This is a genomic window from Clostridium sp. JNZ X4-2, from assembly GCF_054889485.1.
The window spans coordinates 3,239,415-3,257,397 of the sequence record NZ_CM142685.1 but is presented as its reverse complement, the minus strand read 5'-3'; the positions used below and the strand labels follow the sequence as shown (position 1 = coordinate 3,257,397).

Genomic DNA, 17,983 nt, shown 5'->3' with positions numbered 1-17,983 from the left:
GAGGTGAAGTATGGCAGGGGCAGGACTTGTTACAATTAAAAGAAGAATTAAATCAATAACCAGTACCCAAAAGATAACAAAGGCCATGGGACTTATTGCCACCTCTAAACTTAGAAAGGTTAGAAGAAAACTTGAGGTAAATAATAAATATTGTGAACTCTTTAGTTCTATTGTAAATGAATTTGTTTTAGAAGCTGAAGTAAATAATATTTATATAAGTGGTAATAGATCCAAAAACAAACTCTACATAACTTTAAATTCAGATACAGGGCTGTGTGGAGGATTTAATGCCAATGTGGTTAATGAAGCAGATGCCATAATGTCAAAAGACAGGGAAAAATGTCTTTTAATAGCCATAGGCCAAAAAGGCAGAATGTATTTTAAAAGACTTAATTACAGTACAGAGGCAGAATATGTGGATATTCCAGACGTTCCTACAATAAAAGAGGCAGATACCATAGTGTATAAAGCACTGGATCTTTACAGAAGCGGTAAGGTTGGAGAAGTCAACATAGTATATACCAGGTTCATTTCCACAGTGAGACAAAATGTAATTGTTGAGAAATTACTCCCATTGGAGAGCAATAAAGTTGAAAAAAGAAATTTTCTTGTAAAATTCGAACCATCTGCAGATGAGATGATAGATGACGTGGTGGCTTTGCATTTAAAGCAGAAGATACTTAATTGTATGGTAAATTCAAAAGTCAGTGAACAAGCTTCTAGGATGACAGCAATGGATGGAGCTACTAAAAATGCAAATGATCTGTTGAGTAATTTGAATCTTAAATACAATAGGGCAAGGCAAACTGCCATAACGCAGGAAATAACTGAAATAGTTGGAGGGGCGGAAGCTCTGAAGTAAGGAGGGACGTTGATGCCAAATATAGGCAAAGTTGTTCAGGTCATAGGACCTGTAGTAGATATAAAATTTAATACAGAAAGCCTCCCTAATATATACAATGCCATAGACATACAGTCAGGAGATAAAAAAATTATTACGGAAGTTGCCCAGCACCTGGGAGACGATATAGTAAGAACTATATCTATGGAAAGTACAGATGGACTTGTTAGAGGAATGGATGCCACGGATACGGGTTCACCTATATCCATACCTGTAGGGCAGCCAGTTTTAGGAAGACTTTTTAATATGTTAGGCCAGCCTATTGATGAAAATGGAGAAGTAAAAGCAGATAAGTATTATCCTATTCACAGGCAGGCTCCAAGTTTTGAAGATCAATCAGTTAAACCTGAGATGTTTGAAACTGGTATTAAGGTTATAGATCTTATTGCACCATATCAGAGAGGTGGAAAGATAGGACTATTTGGCGGAGCTGGTGTTGGTAAGACAGTTATCATTCAGGAGCTTATAAATAATATAGCTAAAGAGCATGGTGGATTGTCTGTTTTTACAGGTGTTGGAGAGAGAACAAGAGAGGGAAATGATCTATATTATGAAATGCAGGAATCTGGAGTTATAAAAAAGACTGCATTGGTATTTGGTCAAATGAATGAACCGCCTGGTGCAAGAATGAGAGTTGCACTTACAGGGCTTACCATGGCAGAGTATTTTAGGGATCAGGGTCAGGATGTGCTTTTATTTATAGACAATATATTTAGATTCACACAGGCAGGTTCGGAAGTTTCCGCATTGCTTGGAAGAATACCTAGTGCTGTTGGATATCAGCCCACACTTGCCACAGAGATGGGTGCTCTTCAGGAAAGGATAACATCTACAAAACAGGGGTCAATTACATCTGTTCAGGCTGTATATGTTCCAGCAGATGATTTAACTGATCCTGCGCCTGCAACCACATTTACCCACCTTGATGCTACTACGGTGCTTTCAAGATCCATATCGGAACTTGGAATTTACCCGGCAGTTGATCCGCTGGCATCTACATCCAGGATTCTGGATCCTAGAATTGTGGGGGAAGAGCATTATAAGACAGCTTCACAGGTTAAAAATATACTTGAAAGATACAGTGAACTTCAGGATATCATAGCCATACTTGGTGTAGATGAGTTATCAGAAGAAGATAGATTGGTAGTTATAAGAGCTAGAAGAATACAGAGATTTTTATCCCAGCCATTTACTGTTGCAGAACAATTTACAGGCTATAAGGGAGAATATGTGCCTATAAAGGAAACTATAAGAGGATTTAAGGAAATACTTGAAGGTAAATATGATGATTTGCCGGAGGCAGCTTTCCTATTTAAAGGAACTATTGACTCAGTTATTGAAGCCGCTAAAAATATGGCACAGGATTAAGAGGAGATTAATATGTCAGAAGTGTTAAAATTAACTATTCTTACTCCCGACAGGGAATTTTACGTGGGAGAAGCGGTAGAAGTGATAACGGAAAGTACTTTAGGGGGCATAACAATTCTTCCGGATCATATGCCTTTGATAACTACTTTAAAACCTGCTGATACAGTAATTGTTCAAAAAGATAATAAAAAGCTAAAAGCATTTACATCTGTTGGAATATTGGAAGTAAAAGCAAATGAATTAAGGATTTTATGCGATGTTTGTGAATGGCCGGAGGAAATAGACATAAAAAGGGCAGAAGAAGCTAAAAACAGGGCTGAGAAGAGACTGTCCAGCAATAAAGATGGAATTGATGTACAAAGAGCAGAACTGGCATTGGCTAGAGCATTGGCCAGAATTAACCTGAAACAATAGAATTTGAAATAATTTAGTAAAACATAAAAAAGCACTGTCAAAATCATTGGATAAATGAAATTTGACAGTGCTTTTTTATGCGAAAATGTGCACCTTTTATTGCATAAATTTATATATTATTATAAAGTCCTCCCTACGGAATTTTTATTTTTTTGAATATTAATATAAAAGTTGTCCATAATGTTTAAAGAATAAAAAGAAGAGGGGGAGGCTCTGAGATACATTTTTACAGAGCTGGTTAATATGAAAAATATAAAAATATTGTTCTGCTTATTATTATGTGTATTTTCTTTCCAGTATTATGTGAAAGCTTATGGAAGTACCATAAATGACTTGAGTTTCCAAAGAGAAACCATTTCAGATGAAAGAAAAATGGACTTATTTAAATATATACTGGATGATACTGATAGTACTGCTGAGGAATGTGGTGTAATGGCAATTTTTAATACTGGCGAATCAGGGCAGAAAGTTGTAGATAATATATTTAACAAATTACTTAAATACAAGAAATTAAATAAAGATATATTAAAGAATAATGATGTTTATTCCATAGAATTTGATGATAATTCTATAAGCGGCTACATAGAAAGCATTAAATATGAAAATTATAATATTATAACTGTTAATATTGTAGAAAAACATAGTGATTATAAATTACCTTATTTAAAAAATATGATGGAAGAGTGCCTGTCTAATATAGGAGAAAAGTACAAATGCTATCAATATGTAAAGGCTAAAACACAAAGGGGAAATGTTGCGACTGTAAATAAAAAATTAGAAAATATCTTGAAAAACATAGGTACATCTAATATTAAAACCATACCTTTAAATGGGGGATATAGTTCTACTGCAAATACTCATATGTTTGATCCAATACAGAGTGACGGGAATTTTATAGATTTTAATTATTCTGTTGTAAAGTATTCCACAGGAACCTATATAATTATGGGAACCCCGGAAATAATGACAACATACTAATAGAGTAGTACAAAGTAATTAACATATTCAACAATTATAGAATGGAGGAACATTATGAGCAAAATAGTAGTTAGGGGAGGAAACAAACTACATGGTGAAGTGAATATCAGCACTGCTAAAAATTCAGTACTGCCTATTATAGCAGCTTGTATTTTGAGCGGCGATAAATGCATAATAGAAGAAGTTCCCATGCTTGAAGATGTTTTTGTAATAAGTGATATATTGAGGAGCATATTTGCAGATATAAATATAGATAAAAGTACAAATAGAATTATAATAGACACGTCCAATATAAAGGACTGTAATTCCTGTAGTGAACTTGTAAAAAAAATGAGGGCTTCATTTTTAATAATGGGTCCCATGATATCCAGGTTTGGAAAATTTAAATTATCTCTTCCGGGAGGCTGTAATATTGGAACTAGACCCATAGACCTGCATCTGAAAGGATTTAGCGCCCTTGGAGCAGAAGTGAATATAGGGCATGGATATGTAGAGGCCCGGGCTAAAAAACTAATAGGAAATAAGATATATTTAGATTTTCCATCCGTGGGAGCTACAGAAAATATAATGATGGCAGCAGTAATGGCCCAGGGAGAAACCATAATAGAAAATGCAGCAGAAGAACCGGAAATAAAAGATTTGGCAAAGTTTTTAAACAGCATGGGTGCAAGTATTATTGGGGCAGGTTCCGGAACTATTCATATAATAGGAGTTAAGGATCTAAAGGGAAGTACTCATAAACCCATATGCGACAGAATAGAAGCTGGTACCTTTATGGTAGCTGCTTCCATAACCAGGAGCAGGATTAAAATAAATGGTATAAATGAGGAACATTTGAAACCCATAGTTGCTAAATTGACTGAAGCCGGAGTATATATAAAACCGGAGGGAAATAGTTTGATTGTAGACGGGGACAGGGAGCTAAATCCTATAGATATTAAAACCATGCCTTATCCTGGATTCCCCACCGATATGCAGTCGCAGATGACAGGACTTTTATGTACAGTTAAAGGAACAAGTATAATAACTGAAACTATTTTTGAAAATAGGTTTATGCACGCAGCGGAGATGAAAAGAATGGGAGCAAACATAAAGATAGATGGAAGAAGTGCTGTTATAGAGGGCGTTGACAAGCTTACGGGAGCGGAAGTAAGGGCAACGGATCTTAGAGCTGGTGCGGCTCTCATACTTTGCGGACTGGCAGCAGAAGGGGAAACGGAAGTTATGGATATATACCATTTAGACAGAGGGTATGTAGATATTGAAAAAAAACTTAAGGGCTTGGGCGCTGACATTGAGAGGATAAATTGAAAATTTAATATTATAAAAAAAGAGAAGATTAAAACGGATCTTCTCTTTTTTTATAGTATTAAAATGTATTTTTACAGTTCACAATAGGGTTGGAATATTTGCAGCATATTAATAATAAAAATATTATGAGATGGTAAATGGAAGAAGAACAGCAGAGGGGTATATTATGAACTTTTTAAAAAAATTTGTTATATTGGTATTTATGGCTATGGCTTTTATAATTGTACTTTCCCTGTTCATGGCGGGAAAAGGAAGTGGGCAGGATAGTTTGCCAAGGTTTATAATTAAATCAAGAAATATAATATTTAAAAACAGTAACGGGAATGAAGAAAAGATAAAGGTCTATATAACCAAGGAGCATAAAATAAAAGAAATGAATTTAGAGGAATACGTATTGGGAGTAGTTGCAGGGGAAATGCCGGCGGAATTTTCAGAAGAGGCACTTAAAGCCCAGGCTGTGGCGGCAAGAACCTTTGGGGTTGCCCATATGGAGGCATATGGCGGGAAAAAATATAAAAGCACTACAGGTGCAGATGTATGTGATACCGTTTCGTGTCAGGTTTTTCAAAGCAAAGAGGATAGAATGAATGCATGGCCCAAGGCAAAGGCAGAAGAATACTGGAACAAGATGGAACAGGCTGTACAAGCTACCTCAGGGCAGGTATTGGCCTATAAGGGCAAATTGGTTATGGAACCTTATTATTTCGCCGTAAGTGGAGGAAGGACGGAAAATGCAGAAGATGTATTTGGAGAAGGAGAAGGGTATTTAAGGAGTGTAGAAAGCCCAGGAGAAGAAGATGCACATAAATATAAAACTTCCGTGGAAATGTCATATAAAAACTTCATAGATAAAGTAAATCTTTATTATTCCGGTTCAGGATTGAATGAGGAAGATTTGTCTAAAGAAGTAAATATAGAAGGAAGGACCGAAGGAGGAGCTGTCAGGGAAATTAAACTGGGATCAGTCACTGTGTCCGGTACCAGATTCAGATCTATTATGGGATTGAATTCTACAGATTTCACCATATACTTTAAAGGCAAAATTTATATTCAATGTCTAGGATATGGCCATAGAGTGGGAATGAGTCAGTGGGGTGCCAATGCCATGGCCAAAGACGGAAAAAGCTACATACAGATATTAAGCCATTATTATAGTGGCATAAATTTAAAAAGTGCAGCTTCATTTTTAAAGTAAACAAAATATATTAATATATGACAAAGATGAAATAAAAAGTTTCATCTTATTTTTTTATAAAAATTTTAGAAAAAAGTTCATAAAATATGTATTTTTTGTTATTGTCTGGACAAACTACAAAAAGGAGGTGTTCATATGGACAAAAAATTTTCAAATAAAGCAGTTAACTTTTTTAAAAAGGAGGGCTTCTACATAATATTATTTATCTGTTTATGTATAGTGGCTACAGTTGCACTGCTGACTGCAAGAAATAACAAAAATCAGAGTGCTGAACTGCAAAACAGCAAAGCTACAGAACAAAAACAGGTTAAACAAACTGCAAAAGCAGATAATAAGCCTTCTTCAAGTTATGATAACGCACTTCAAGTTAAAAAGAGCAGTAACGCAAATGCCAAGCAGGAAACTTCAAAAGAAGTGTCAAGTTCAGTAAGTACAGTATTTCAAAAACCAGTAGAAGGAGTTATTGCAAGGGGGTTTTCAGAGGATCCGGTGTATTGGGATTCTACGGCAACTTATAGACCAAATTTAGGTTATGATATACAGACTGATTTGGGGAAACCGGTATTTGCAGCAATGGATGGAAAGGTAGAAGAAGTAAATACTGCAACACAAGATGGAGTAGAGATTATTTTAGATCATCAAAATGGATTGAAAACTGTTTATTCCAATTTGGATCCAAATGTTAAGGTCAGTGCAGGTCAAACGGTAAAAAAGGGAGCAGTTATAGGAATAGTGGGTAAGAGCACCCTGAGATCAGCCTATGAAAAATATGGGAATCATTTGCATTTTGCCGTCTTAAAGGGAAAGGAATTTGTTGATCCAGGCAAATATATAAAATATTAATATTCAGCCATTTCTCTGGGTACTATAGAGAAATGGCCCATATATAATGAATTTTAAAATATAAAAGGGCATATTTATATATGAGGGACAAGTTACAGATTAAAAGATTTCTTTGAATAGAAAAATACATGTAAGCATTTACATATATATGGTTTTGATTATTAACTGATATTTGTATAAAGAACAGCTGTAAAAAGTAAACGGAAAATCCAGAAAAAGTTTTGATATAAAAAATGGTATAAGAAATAAAGGAGTTGAATGAATTTGAAAGATTATATTGAAGAGAGAGTTTTAGAGGTTGCCAAATATATAATAGGTTCTAAAGCTACCATAAGAAAAACTGCCAAAGTTTTTGGAGTGAGCAAAAGCACCATACACAAAGATATGACCGAAAGATTGCCTAAGATAAATCCACAGGTTGCACAAGAGGCTAAGAGTATATTGAATTATAATAAGGCAGAAAGACACATAAGAGGTGGAGAGGCCACTAAAATGAAATATAAAGCTATTGAAGGTTAAAAACATTCCCATTATAATTAGAATATGATATGATAATAAATAGTAAATAAATTTACGTTTTTATTACGAAAAGCAAGTTGGATTAGGAGTGAAAAAAGGGATGTTTTTTAATATAGGAACTGATATGGGAATAGATTTAGGTACGGCTACAGTGCTTGTGTATATTAAGGGCAAAGGTGTAATATTAAAAGAACCTTCGGTTGTTGCCATAGATAAAAGTAAAAACAGAGTACTGGCAGTGGGAGAAGAAGCATGGCAGATGATAGGCAGAACGCCGGGTAACATTGTTGCCATTCGACCATTAAAAGATGGAGTTATATCTGATTACGATGTAACAGAGAAGATGTTAAAGTATTTTATAGAAAAAGCTTGTGGAAAAAAAAGAATGTCAGCACCGCGGATAGTTATTTGTATTCCCTGTGAGGCTACTGAGGTTGAAAAAAGAGCTGTAATTGATGCAGCTAAAAATGCAGGCGCAAAGAAGGTGTTTTTAATTGAAGAGCCCCTGGCTGCAGCTATAGGAGCTGGAATCGATATAACTAGGGCAAGTGGAAGCATGGTAATAGACATAGGTGGCGGAACTACTGATGTGGCCATAATTTCACTGGGGGGAATAGTAGTAAGATCCTCAATTAAAGTGGCAGGAGACAAGTTTGATGAAGCCATAATGAAATATATTAGGAAAGAACATAAATTGATGATTGGAGAGAGGACTTCGGAAGACTTAAAGATAAATATAGGTTCTGCATTTAACAAAGATGAAGAAACAAGTATGGAAATAAGAGGGAGAGATCTAATCACAGGACTTCCCAAGAATATGGAAGTATCATCTAAAGAAATGAGAATAGCATTGAAGGAGACTGTAAATTCCATAGCAGATACGGCTAGGGCGGTATTGGAAAAAACTCCTCCAGAATTATCTGCTGACATAGCTGAAAAAGGTATTGTTATGACTGGAGGAGGGGCCTTGCTAAACGGATTAGGTGATTTAATACAGGAGGTAACTCATGTACCTGTTTATGTAGCTGAAGATCCGGTATCCTGTGTAGCTTTAGGTACAGGAAAGGTTCTTGAGTATTTGGACAAAATGGAAGTCATTTTTACTGGTGATGATATAACCTTAATAGATTGAAAATGTTTTATTGGTGTTAAAAAATTTGTCTATATATCTACAATAAGATATTATTATAATAGAGATAATATGAATGAATTAGTGAATAAAGTATTACTTCAGCCATATTTAAAATTAGATTCAAACGTATATTGCTGGTATTGCTGAATATATCCTCATTGCCATTTGAATCAACTATGCCTATTATTGAGGAGTCTCCTACATTGGGAAGAGATTTTCCCACTCCTTTGCCGGGATGAACAGGAAAGTCTCTTGCCTGTATTTCTCCAATGGTTTTGGAATCTCCTAAACAGGCATCAATACCTATAATGTTGCTATGGGGATGAAGCAATTTTATTTCATTTAGTCTACTTTCAATGTTTAAAGCATGTATGGGCTCTGAAATTGTACCATAAACCGGCAGGGGAAAGTGCTTGCACTTTAGCAGGGTACCTACTAAAGGGCCAAGACAGTCCCCTATATATCTATCTGTACCTATACATACGATGATGGTATCCTTGTTGATGTGATCTTTTAAAAAATAGGCTAAATCGTAATATGCCAGTGGATTCTTATAGTTGGATTTTACTTTATTCAATATATTTCACCTTCTTTATGTGTATGCAGTGCCTATGGATAGTATCCAAAGAGAATACTATATATAATTTATATGATGGAATTATGTAAATTATTATGTCTAAATCACAGGTATGTGATTTCTGAAGGAATAACGAGATACATGAAGAAATAAACATTTAACATTAGATTTTAATGTAATATGAAATTTGAAAATAATTGCACAAAAATGTATACTAAACTACGTTAAACGCCTTTATGTTCTATTTTAGTGTACTTATATGAAATAAATAAGCTGGCATAGCTCAGCAGGTAGAGCAACTGACTTGTAATCAGTAGGTCGTGGGTTCGAAGCCTACTGCCAGCACCAAATGTGGAGGAATTCCCGAGTGGCCAAAGGGGGCAGACTGTAAATCTGTTGTCAGTGACTTCGATGGTTCGAATCCATCTTCCTCCACCAAATATTGGGGGCGCATAGCTCAGCTGGGAGAGCATCTGCCTTACAAGCAGAGGGTCACAGGTTCGAGCCCTGTTGTGCCCACCACATTATAACAAAATAAGCTGGCATAGCTCAGCAGGTAGAGCAACTGACTTGTAATCAGTAGGTCGTGGGTTCGAAGCCTACTGCCAGCACCAAATGCGGAGGAATTCCCGAGTGGCCAAAGGGGGCAGACTGTAAATCTGTTGTCAGTGACTTCGATGGTTCGAATCCATCTTCCTCCACCATAAAAAGCACTGTTAGGGTGTTTTTTATTTTATTAAAATTTTTATAATTGTTGTAAATCAATAATATAGACTCTTATCCAGAGAGGCGGAGGGAAAAAGGCCCGATGAAACCCGGCAACCAGTAGAAGTTTTGCCAAGGTGCCAATTCCTGCAAGTTAATTTTGCAAGATAAGAGAGCAGTTAATTATTTAACCTCTTCTTATTTGAAGAGGTTTTTATTTTTTATACAGTATGGAGGTATTGAAAATGAAAAAATTATTTACGTCTGAGTCAGTTACAGAAGGTCATCCAGATAAAATGTGCGATCAAATTTCAGATGCAATTCTGGATGCCATATTAAAACAAGACCCGTATGGAAGAGTAGCATGTGAAACTGCTACTACTACAGGTATGATTTTGGTTATGGGAGAGATATCAACTAAATGCTATGTAGATATTTCTAAAATAGTTAGGAAAACTGTAAAGGAAATAGGATACACCAGAGCCAAATATGGATTTGATTGTGATACCTGCTCAGTGCTGAGCTCAATTGATGAACAATCATCAGATATAGCTATGGGAGTCAATCAATCCCTGGAAGCCAAAAAAGGACAGATGGAGGAAACAGATGCCATAGGAGCAGGAGATCAAGGTATGATGTTTGGATTTGCCACTAATGAAACTCCGGAATATATGCCTATGCCCATAAGTTTGGCTCATAAGCTGGCAAAAAGACTGGCACAGGTTAGAAAGGATGGAACTTTAAGGTACTTGAGACCAGACGGAAAAACTCAGGTGACTATAGAATATGATGATAATAAACCCATTAGAGTTGATACTATAGTTGTATCTGCACAGCATGATGAACTGGTAACTAAAGAACAAATTGAAAGTGATATAATTGAACATGTTATAAAGCCTGTTGTGTCACAGAAGTTTCTGGATGAAAATACCAAATACTTCATAAATCCAACAGGTAGATTTGTAGTTGGCGGACCTCAGGGAGACTCTGGTCTTACAGGAAGAAAGATAATAGTGGACACCTATGGCGGATATGGAAGACATGGTGGTGGAGCATTTTCAGGGAAGGATCCAACCAAGGTGGATAGATCAGCTGCTTATGCTGCAAGATGGGTGGCAAAAAATCTGGTAGCTGCTGGTGTTGCAGATAAGTTGGAAATACAGCTTGCATATGCTATAGGTGTGGCAAAACCCGTATCTATAACTATTGATACTTTCAACACTGGAAAAGTATCAGAAGAGAAAATAGTTAATATAGTAGAGAAGGTATTTGATTTAAGACCAGCTGTTATAATAAGGGACTTGGATTTGAGAAGGCCAATATACAGACAGGTTGCAGCTTATGGGCATTTTGGAAGAACCGATATAGATTTACCCTGGGAAAAATTGAATAAGGTTGATGATATAAAAAAATATATCTAGAATTGTAGAAGCTCTGTATGTAAATTTACAGAGCTTTTTTTAAGCTAAACTTATGTGCTATAATTATATTCAAAGATATAGATTTTATATGTTTGTTAAAGTGGGAGAGAGCTTATGCAGGATTTACAGGGAATTGTAGAAGATATAATATTTCAAAATAAAGACAATGGATATGTAGTTGCTAAGATGAAAAAAAAAGAAGATACAGTAACTATAGTGGGATGCATACCTTATATAACAGAAGGACAAAACTTGAAGGTTTTAGGAGAATGGGTATTACATCCTCACTTCGGGCGCCAGTTTAAGGTCCAGGTTTGTGAAGAAATAGTACCTGATACTGCTATGGGTATAGAAAGGTATTTATCCTCGGGAATTATATCTGGTATAGGACCTGTTACTGCCAGAAAAATAGTTAAAAAATTTGGAGAAGATACTCTTCATGTGCTGGATGACAACATAAACAGACTGAGGGAAATAGAAGGTATAGGAGAAAAAAAGATAGCTTTAATAGCAGAATCTTATTCCAGACAAAATGAAATAAGAAATGTAATGATATTTTTACAAACTTATGGAGTGACTCCAAACCAATGTGTAAAAATACACAAAAAATTTGGAGCTGATTCAATACGCAAAGTAAAAGAAAACCCATATATCCTTACGGAAGAAATAGGAGGCATAGGATTCAAAACAGCGGACAGAATAGCAAGGAGCCTTGGAATAGAAAGAAACTCCCCCTTTAGAATACAAAGTGGAATAAGATATGTGGTAAATCAGTTCTGCACTTTGGGGAATACTTATATGCCCATAGATAAACTTATTAAAGAAGGAGAAGGCATACTTGGAGTAACTAAAGCGGAGTTAGAAGAAAATATATATGAAAACTCTATAAATGGGAAGATAAAGCTGGAGCAATATGATGACAATCTCTGTGTATTTCCAATGACATATTATTATTGTGAATTAAGTGTAACCAAAAAAATTTTAACCCTTGCTTTCAGTGATTACAAGGACATAGGTTTTGATGTGGATGAAGAAATTAAAAATTTTGAAGACAAAAATCATATTGAATTTGCACCTTCTCAGAAAGATGCTATTAGGGGAGCAGTAAAAAATGGTGTAGAAATAATAACAGGTGGGCCAGGCACAGGCAAAACCACCATAATCAATTGTATAATTCAATTATTTGAAAAGGCAAATTACAAGGTACTTATGGGAGCGCCTACTGGCAGGGCGGCCAAAAGAATGTCAGAAGCTACTGAAAGAGAAGCAAAAACCATACATAGATTACTGGAGATGGGGGTGGAGAATGATAAAGAAGCCATGTTTTTCTCAAGAGGAGAGGAATCACCCCTTCAATGTGATGTGGTAATTATAGATGAAGCTTCCATGATAGATATAATGCTTATGAATAATTTATTAAGGGCCATTTCAGTTGGGACCAGACTTATAATAGTAGGAGATGCACAGCAGCTTCCTTCAGTGGGACCGGGAAATGTACTCCGGGATTTTATAGATAGTAATTGTATTAAAGTAGTTAGGTTGAAGGAAATATTTAGGCAGTCAAAAGAAAGCATGATTATAGTAAATGCCCATAAGATAAATTCAGGAGAAATGCCTATCTTGAATAAAAGACTCAAGGATTTTTATTTTATAAGGTGTAAAAAACCTTCAGATATATTGGATACAGTGATAAGCCTGATTAACAGAAGATTGCCAAACTTCAATAAAAACTGGAACAAAATGCAGCACATTCAAATATTATCTCCAATGAGAAAAGGTATTTTGGGAGTGTCCAATTTAAATGCTGAACTTCAGGAGGTTTTGAATCCTAAAATCCCTGAAAAAAAGGAGAAAAAGATTGGAAATACTATTTTTAGATTAGGTGACAAGGTAATGCAGATTAAAAATGATTATACTTTAAAGTGGACCGAAATTTCAGAAGAAAACTCAGAAGAAGGCATGGGAATTTTTAATGGAGATTTTGGATGCATTGACCATATAGATGAAGAAAAAAATACAGTAACGGTTGTATTTGATGAAGGCAGGAGGGTTGTTTACGATAACATGCATTTAGATGAACTGGATTTGTCCTATGCAATAACCATACATAAAAGTCAAGGAAGTGAATTTCCGGTAATTATTTTACCTGTATTTATGGGTCCGCCTTTACTTATGAACAGAAACTTATTGTATACAGCTATAACCAGAGCAAAGCAGATGGTAGTATTGGTAGGAGATTTGAAAGCCTTGAATTTTATGATAAATAATAATAAAAGCTTTGAAAGATATTCATTATTAAAACACAGAATAATGGATATAATGGAGAGTGAAACAAATGTTGTTGTGGAATAAGATGAATTTTATTCATAAGATTAAGGAAATAGAAAAAGAAATAGTGAAATGGGATAGCATTGGAGAAAAATTTTTAAATGTTATTTCTGTCCCATACAATTCCTCTAAGGTTTTTATGGACATTATTATCACATATATTAAACAAAATAGAAATGTAATTTATATTACAGACGAAAATCCTGATAACATTGACATAATAAAAAATATAAAGAAATATACAAGTTTTAGAAATTATGCTTACTTAAGAAATGCAGAAAATAATGTGAATTGTATATTTAAAATATGCAGCTTTCAAAATGCTTTAAGATTAAAAGAAAAGTTTCAGCTGGTTATATACGATGATATAAATAGTTTTTCTATGTATAACAGTTATGAAATAATTTACTTAGTTGACAGATTAATCTATAAGCAGAGCAAGGTAATTGTATATTCAATACAAAATATACTTAAGAATAGAAGGGAATTGTTTTTTCCCATTGCAGAAGAAGGTCCTATAGTAGAGCCTAGAACTATACTTACCAGATTTGACATGAATAAAGATATACCATTTGTAGTATATGACTACTTGAAGTGGTCCTTAAGTCAGGGAAGAAAGGCCATAATATATGTGCCGGATGGACTTAAAGTGGAAAATGTCTATTCCTATATTCATAAGTATTGCAAGAATTTTTGTAAAAGTATTATATATTTTGTAGAGGAAGAATCTAATAAGAAATCTATAAATAAATTCTTACAGGTAAAGAATTCAATATTAATAACTGACAGTTTTCAACAAATCCTATCTAATGGAAAGAATTCAGATATAATGGTGTACTTTGCTGATAATACAAATCTCAACTATAAAAAATTTGTTTATTTATGTGGAAATATGAGAAGAGGTGAAAAAAATGTAAAGGGAGAGGTTATACTGGTGGCAAATTTGGAAACGGAAGATATGGAAAAGGCCAGAAGTATAACTAGAAACTTTAACAGAGAAGCATGGGATATGGGTTTATTGAGAAGTTAGAGTTTTTGTTGGACTGTGTATTGGAGTTGGTATATTGTGGTGATGGAAAATGCGTATTGTGTAAAAAAGATATATATGATGATGAAAACATATGCAAAATGTGTAAAGACAATATAAGAATTTGCAGGGACAGTTTTCAAATTGGAAATTATGATCGTGAATTCATCTGCTACAGCAGTGCATATTATTCAGGTGCTATGATGGAACTTGTAATAAAATTGAAATATAAAAATTCTTTTAGATCTGGAGATATTATAGCTTCATATATGAAAGATACTATCTACAACAGCAATATAGCTTTTGATATTTTAACTTATGTTCCTATGACAAAGAAATCTCTTAAAAAAAGGGGATACAACCAAAGTGAATACCTGGCAAGGACTCTGGGAAAATATGTTGGTAAACCTGTTGTATGCTGTTTGACCAAAACCAGGGATACTAAAGATCAAATAGGATTGAGCAGGGAGGATAGATGGAACAATATACAGGGAAGCTTTAAAGTTCATGATAATTATCATATTAAAAATAAGAAAATTTTATTGATAGACGATGTTATAACTACTGGTGCTACGGCTTTTTACTGTAGTGAGGAACTCTTGAAAAATGGAGCAAAAAAAATTAATATATTGACTGGAGCAAAAAGTAGGGTATAATTTTAATAGTCAAGCTAGGTTTGTGGTTGAAAGTCGATGCCAGTCGCAGGCGAAACGATCCACGTAAGTTAAATAAAATGTTTAATGAGCATGGTGCGGCTTAGAAGTAAGTCCTGCCGTAAGAATACGAGAGGGTTAGTAGTGAGAGGATAATTCCGGGTAGTGAAAATTCCAGCAGGCGAGTGTGGGGTCAAAGACCAGGTCAGCTGGCTTGACATTGCACCAATGGTGCGTCATGGCAGCTCATAAAGGGCTGCTATGTTTTCTTTTGAAAATAAAAAATTCCGACCTATTCCCGACCTAGAAAAATTGAAACACACTAAATTATGTCTTAGATACGGCAAGTTTATGATTTCCTAATAGCAAAGATGCAGTGGGAAAAATTAAAATTAAAAATGTAAATAACATATCAGTAGATTATTTTATAATAGCTATAGTTTCCGGGTTTATGTTAATAATAATGAATAATGACTTTAATATCAAATTGTGTTTTTTATGAAAAAATAATTAATCTGCAAAAAATTTTAAGACCGCAAAAATATGCTAAAACCATAAGGAGGGGAAAATGGGTATTGCTATAATAACTGGAGCTTCAAGTGGATTAGGCAGGGAGTTTGTTCGGCAAATTGCCTCTAAAGAAAAATATGTTAGTGAAATCTGGGTGATTGCAAGGCGAAAACAACGTCTTGAGGAATTGGCTAGCAAGGTTGACGTTCCAATTGTAGTTTTCCCTCTTGATCTTACCAGGAGAGAAAATATTGATGGCTTCATAGAATATTTGAAAATCCGAAAACCTCAGGTAAATATTTTAGTAAATGCAGCGGGATTTGGTAAGATAGGAAATTATAATGATATAAGCCGCCTGGACAGCGATAATATGATAGATTTAAATTGTCGTGCTGCTGTGGACATGACTATAGCTGTATTGCCATACATGAAAAAGAAAAGCCGTATTCTTGAAATTTGTTCAACGTCTGCTTTTCAGCCTTTTCAATACCTGAATGTATATGCTGCTACAAAGGCATTCCTCTATAGATATAGCAGGGCTCTTAGATTAGAATTGCTGCCAAGAGGTATACACGTAACAGCAGTTTGTCCTTACTGGATTAAGGACACTGAATTTATTTCCAAAGCAAAATATAATGGAGATGGAAAAGAAATAAAGAATTTTATATTTGCAAGTAAGGCAGAAAATGTAGTGAGTAGTGCACTTAATGACAGCAGAATAGGACTTCCAGTATCCACTCCGGGACCAATATGTTTTATTCATCGAATAGCAGCTAAATTTATTCCACATGAGATTATGATGCTTATATGGGAGTTAATAAGAAAATTATAGAGGATCAAAAAAACAGGATGGTGATTGTGTAGAAAACACAGAGACAAGTGAGCAGATGGAATTTGTGGAAGAAGTTGATGGTAATAAAGCATGATTTTAAGTTCTAAATATTTACAAAAGCTCACTTAATTACCGGGAATAATTTTTGTAGTAAAGTACAAACTGTAATTGTAAGCAGTAAAGTTTACTATAAAAAGGAGTGAGTATTATGGCATACAGTAATAAACCAGTGGTTCCACAGGCTAAAGAAGCACTGAATCAATTTAAGATGGAATCAGCAAAAGAAGTTGGAGTAAATTTAAAAAATGGATACAATGGGGATTTAACTTCTAGAGAAGCTGGTTCAATAGGTGGAAATATGGTTAAAAAAATGATTGAAGCATATGAGCAAAATTTGAAGTAGTAGATAATATATTGAAAAACCTGTACTTTTAATTTATAAGGTACAGGTTTTTTTATGTGAATTTTTAATGGACAGTTGCTTATCTATTTCATGTTTTCACGGATGAATACGGTGTCACTATAGAAATGTTTAAATAGAGGCACTGGAACTATTCTATTAAGAATGGAAAAAGGTGTAAATCAGTGACTATTGTAATTTATACCAAGTAGTATTACAATAATATTAATAAATATAAAGTAATTTAACCCTGAACATATTTAATTTGTTTGGGACAACAATAAGGAAGGGGCTGAAAATATGAAAATAACTGTAACTGGAAAGAATATTGTGATAACTGATGCATTGAAAAATGTTGTGAGGAAAAAACTATCTAGGCTTGATAAGTATTTCAACCCTGATGTAGAGGCTCATGCTACATTAAGTGTACAAAAAAATAGGCAGAAAATTGAAGTCACAATTCCTTTTGCAGGAGTTATACTAAGAGGAGAAGAAGAAAATGAGGATATGTATGCTTCAATAGATTTGGTTTTAGATAAGTTAGAAGGACAGATACGTAAACAGAAAACAAAACTTTTAAGGAGAAACAATTCTAAATCTTTAAAATTCCAATTCATACAAAATGATGTGGAAGAGGATAATGAAGAACATAAAATAGTAAGAACTAAGAGATTTGCAGTGAAACCTATGTCATCAGAAGAGGCAGTTCTTCAAATGGAGCTCTTGGGTCATAGCTTTTTCGTATACAGGGATGCTGAAAATGGAGAAGTAAATGTGGTTTATAGAAGACGGGATGGAAATTACGGGTTAATAGAACCTGAATTTTAATTAGCAGCGTAGAGGAAGCAAATGCTTCCTCTTTTTATACT

At 34.5% G+C, this 17,983-nt stretch carries 17 protein-coding genes, 5 tRNA genes and 1 riboswitch; of the genes, 21 read left to right on the top strand and 1 reads right to left on the bottom strand.

Annotated features, from left to right (window positions below):
* Positions 1-10: 10 nt before the first annotated feature.
* From atpG to mreB, 9 genes are all read left to right on the top strand, one after another.
* A complete protein-coding gene (gene atpG / locus ACYUJ6_RS15675; RefSeq protein ID WP_461843628.1) occupies positions 11-862 on the top strand; it encodes an ATP synthase F1 subunit gamma in 852 nt (283 codons plus the stop codon).
* A gap of 12 nt (positions 863-874) precedes the next feature.
* Positions 875-2,269, top strand: coding sequence for a F0F1 ATP synthase subunit beta (atpD, locus tag ACYUJ6_RS15670; protein ID WP_461843627.1), 1,395 nt, complete (start codon positions 875-877; stop codon positions 2,267-2,269).
* Positions 2,270-2,281: 12 nt separating this feature from the next.
* Positions 2,282-2,683 carry a F0F1 ATP synthase subunit epsilon gene (locus ACYUJ6_RS15665; protein WP_461843626.1) on the top strand — a complete coding sequence of 134 codons (402 nt, stop codon included), beginning with the start codon at positions 2,282-2,284 and terminating at the stop codon, positions 2,681-2,683.
* A 243-nt stretch (positions 2,684-2,926) separates the two neighbouring features.
* Entirely contained in the window at positions 2,927-3,661 is a 735-nt protein-coding gene (locus ACYUJ6_RS15660; RefSeq protein ID WP_461843625.1) for a hypothetical protein, read from the top strand.
* Between the two features lie 54 nt (positions 3,662-3,715).
* Positions 3,716-4,972, top strand: a complete 1,257-nt coding sequence (gene murA / locus ACYUJ6_RS15655; RefSeq protein WP_461843624.1) for a UDP-N-acetylglucosamine 1-carboxyvinyltransferase — start codon at positions 3,716-3,718, stop codon at positions 4,970-4,972.
* A gap of 166 nt (positions 4,973-5,138) precedes the next feature.
* The gene (gene spoIID, locus ACYUJ6_RS15650) at positions 5,139-6,167 is read left to right on the top strand and encodes a stage II sporulation protein D (protein WP_461843623.1); all 1,029 of its coding nucleotides are present in this window, start codon (positions 5,139-5,141) and stop codon (positions 6,165-6,167) included.
* Between the two features lie 135 nt (positions 6,168-6,302).
* Positions 6,303-7,010 carry a peptidoglycan DD-metalloendopeptidase family protein gene (locus tag ACYUJ6_RS15645; protein WP_461843622.1) on the top strand — a complete coding sequence of 236 codons (708 nt, stop codon included), beginning with the start codon at positions 6,303-6,305 and terminating at the stop codon, positions 7,008-7,010.
* A 264-nt stretch (positions 7,011-7,274) separates the two neighbouring features.
* Positions 7,275-7,529, top strand: a complete 255-nt coding sequence (gene spoIIID / locus ACYUJ6_RS15640; protein ID WP_461843621.1) for a sporulation transcriptional regulator SpoIIID — start codon at positions 7,275-7,277, stop codon at positions 7,527-7,529.
* Between the two features lie 100 nt (positions 7,530-7,629).
* Positions 7,630-8,661, top strand: coding sequence for a rod shape-determining protein MreB (gene mreB / locus ACYUJ6_RS15635; protein ID WP_461843620.1), 1,032 nt, complete (start codon positions 7,630-7,632; stop codon positions 8,659-8,661).
* A gap of 37 nt (positions 8,662-8,698) precedes the next feature.
* Here mreB and yyaC read toward each other — a convergent pair whose 3' ends face one another.
* A complete protein-coding gene (gene yyaC / locus ACYUJ6_RS15630; RefSeq protein ID WP_461843619.1) occupies positions 8,699-9,238 on the bottom strand; it encodes a spore protease YyaC in 540 nt (179 codons plus the stop codon).
* A 272-nt stretch (positions 9,239-9,510) separates the two neighbouring features.
* Here yyaC and ACYUJ6_RS15625 point away from each other — a divergent pair.
* The 12 genes from ACYUJ6_RS15625 to hpf all read left to right on the top strand — a co-directional run bounded on the left by ACYUJ6_RS15625 (position 9,511) and on the right by hpf (position 17,942).
* A tRNA-Thr gene (locus tag ACYUJ6_RS15625) sits at positions 9,511-9,586 on the top strand.
* Between the two features lie 5 nt (positions 9,587-9,591).
* Positions 9,592-9,676: transfer RNA gene (locus ACYUJ6_RS15620), tRNA-Tyr, on the top strand.
* Between the two features lie 8 nt (positions 9,677-9,684).
* Positions 9,685-9,760 (top strand) — tRNA-Val (locus ACYUJ6_RS15615).
* A 16-nt stretch (positions 9,761-9,776) separates the two neighbouring features.
* A tRNA-Thr gene (locus ACYUJ6_RS15610) sits at positions 9,777-9,852 on the top strand.
* Between the two features lie 5 nt (positions 9,853-9,857).
* Positions 9,858-9,942: transfer RNA gene (locus ACYUJ6_RS15605), tRNA-Tyr, on the top strand.
* A 70-nt stretch (positions 9,943-10,012) separates the two neighbouring features.
* Positions 10,013-10,117: riboswitch (SAM riboswitch) on the top strand.
* Positions 10,118-10,188: 71 nt separating this feature from the next.
* Positions 10,189-11,364 carry a methionine adenosyltransferase gene (gene metK, locus ACYUJ6_RS15600; RefSeq protein WP_461843618.1) on the top strand — a complete coding sequence of 392 codons (1,176 nt, stop codon included), beginning with the start codon at positions 10,189-10,191 and terminating at the stop codon, positions 11,362-11,364.
* 114 nt (positions 11,365-11,478) lie between these two features.
* Positions 11,479-13,716 (top strand): SF1B family DNA helicase RecD2, encoded by a 2,238-nt coding sequence (recD2, locus tag ACYUJ6_RS15595; protein WP_461843617.1) that lies wholly within the window; start codon positions 11,479-11,481, stop codon positions 13,714-13,716.
* The gene (locus ACYUJ6_RS15590; RefSeq protein ID WP_461843616.1) at positions 13,700-14,722 is read left to right on the top strand and encodes a hypothetical protein; all 1,023 of its coding nucleotides are present in this window, start codon (positions 13,700-13,702) and stop codon (positions 14,720-14,722) included. Before recD2 ends, ACYUJ6_RS15590 begins: the two co-directional genes overlap by 17 nt.
* Before the next feature lie 5 nt (positions 14,723-14,727).
* Positions 14,728-15,375, top strand: a complete 648-nt coding sequence (locus tag ACYUJ6_RS15585) for a ComF family protein (protein ID WP_461843615.1) — start codon at positions 14,728-14,730, stop codon at positions 15,373-15,375.
* 565 nt (positions 15,376-15,940) lie between these two features.
* Positions 15,941-16,714: an SDR family NAD(P)-dependent oxidoreductase gene (locus ACYUJ6_RS15580; RefSeq protein WP_461843614.1), complete on the top strand. Its 774-nt coding sequence runs from the start codon at positions 15,941-15,943 to the stop codon at positions 16,712-16,714.
* Between the two features lie 208 nt (positions 16,715-16,922).
* Positions 16,923-17,117, top strand: coding sequence for an alpha/beta-type small acid-soluble spore protein (locus tag ACYUJ6_RS15575; protein ID WP_369703166.1), 195 nt, complete (start codon positions 16,923-16,925; stop codon positions 17,115-17,117).
* 297 nt (positions 17,118-17,414) lie between these two features.
* Positions 17,415-17,942, top strand: a complete 528-nt coding sequence (gene hpf, locus ACYUJ6_RS15570; protein ID WP_461843613.1) for a ribosome hibernation-promoting factor, HPF/YfiA family — start codon at positions 17,415-17,417, stop codon at positions 17,940-17,942.
* The last annotated feature ends 41 nt before the right edge of the window (positions 17,943-17,983 follow it).

What these genes read in the sequence shown, in the direction of transcription:
- ACYUJ6_RS15590 (WP_461843616.1), top strand. Translation starts at nt 13,700, where the DNA reads ATGTTGTTGTGGAATAAGATGAATTTTATTCATAAGATTAAGGAAATA.
- ACYUJ6_RS15580 (WP_461843614.1), top strand. Translation starts at nt 15,941, where the DNA reads ATGGGTATTGCTATAATAACTGGAGCTTCAAGTGGATTAGGCAGGGAG.
- metK (WP_461843618.1), top strand. Translation starts at nt 10,189, where the DNA reads ATGAAAAAATTATTTACGTCTGAGTCAGTTACAGAAGGTCATCCAGAT.
- ACYUJ6_RS15645 (WP_461843622.1), top strand. Translation starts at nt 6,303, where the DNA reads ATGGACAAAAAATTTTCAAATAAAGCAGTTAACTTTTTTAAAAAGGAG.
- ACYUJ6_RS15660 (WP_461843625.1), top strand. Translation starts at nt 2,927, where the DNA reads ATGAAAAATATAAAAATATTGTTCTGCTTATTATTATGTGTATTTTCT.
- recD2 (WP_461843617.1), top strand. Translation starts at nt 11,479, where the DNA reads ATGCAGGATTTACAGGGAATTGTAGAAGATATAATATTTCAAAATAAA.
- ACYUJ6_RS15575 (WP_369703166.1), top strand. Translation starts at nt 16,923, where the DNA reads ATGGCATACAGTAATAAACCAGTGGTTCCACAGGCTAAAGAAGCACTG.
- atpG (WP_461843628.1), top strand. Translation starts at nt 11, where the DNA reads ATGGCAGGGGCAGGACTTGTTACAATTAAAAGAAGAATTAAATCAATA.
- spoIID (WP_461843623.1), top strand. Translation starts at nt 5,139, where the DNA reads ATGAACTTTTTAAAAAAATTTGTTATATTGGTATTTATGGCTATGGCT.
- murA (WP_461843624.1), top strand. Translation starts at nt 3,716, where the DNA reads ATGAGCAAAATAGTAGTTAGGGGAGGAAACAAACTACATGGTGAAGTG.
- atpD (WP_461843627.1), top strand. Translation starts at nt 875, where the DNA reads ATGCCAAATATAGGCAAAGTTGTTCAGGTCATAGGACCTGTAGTAGAT.
- mreB (WP_461843620.1), top strand. Translation starts at nt 7,630, where the DNA reads ATGTTTTTTAATATAGGAACTGATATGGGAATAGATTTAGGTACGGCT.
- ACYUJ6_RS15665 (WP_461843626.1), top strand. Translation starts at nt 2,282, where the DNA reads ATGTCAGAAGTGTTAAAATTAACTATTCTTACTCCCGACAGGGAATTT.
- hpf (WP_461843613.1), top strand. Translation starts at nt 17,415, where the DNA reads ATGAAAATAACTGTAACTGGAAAGAATATTGTGATAACTGATGCATTG.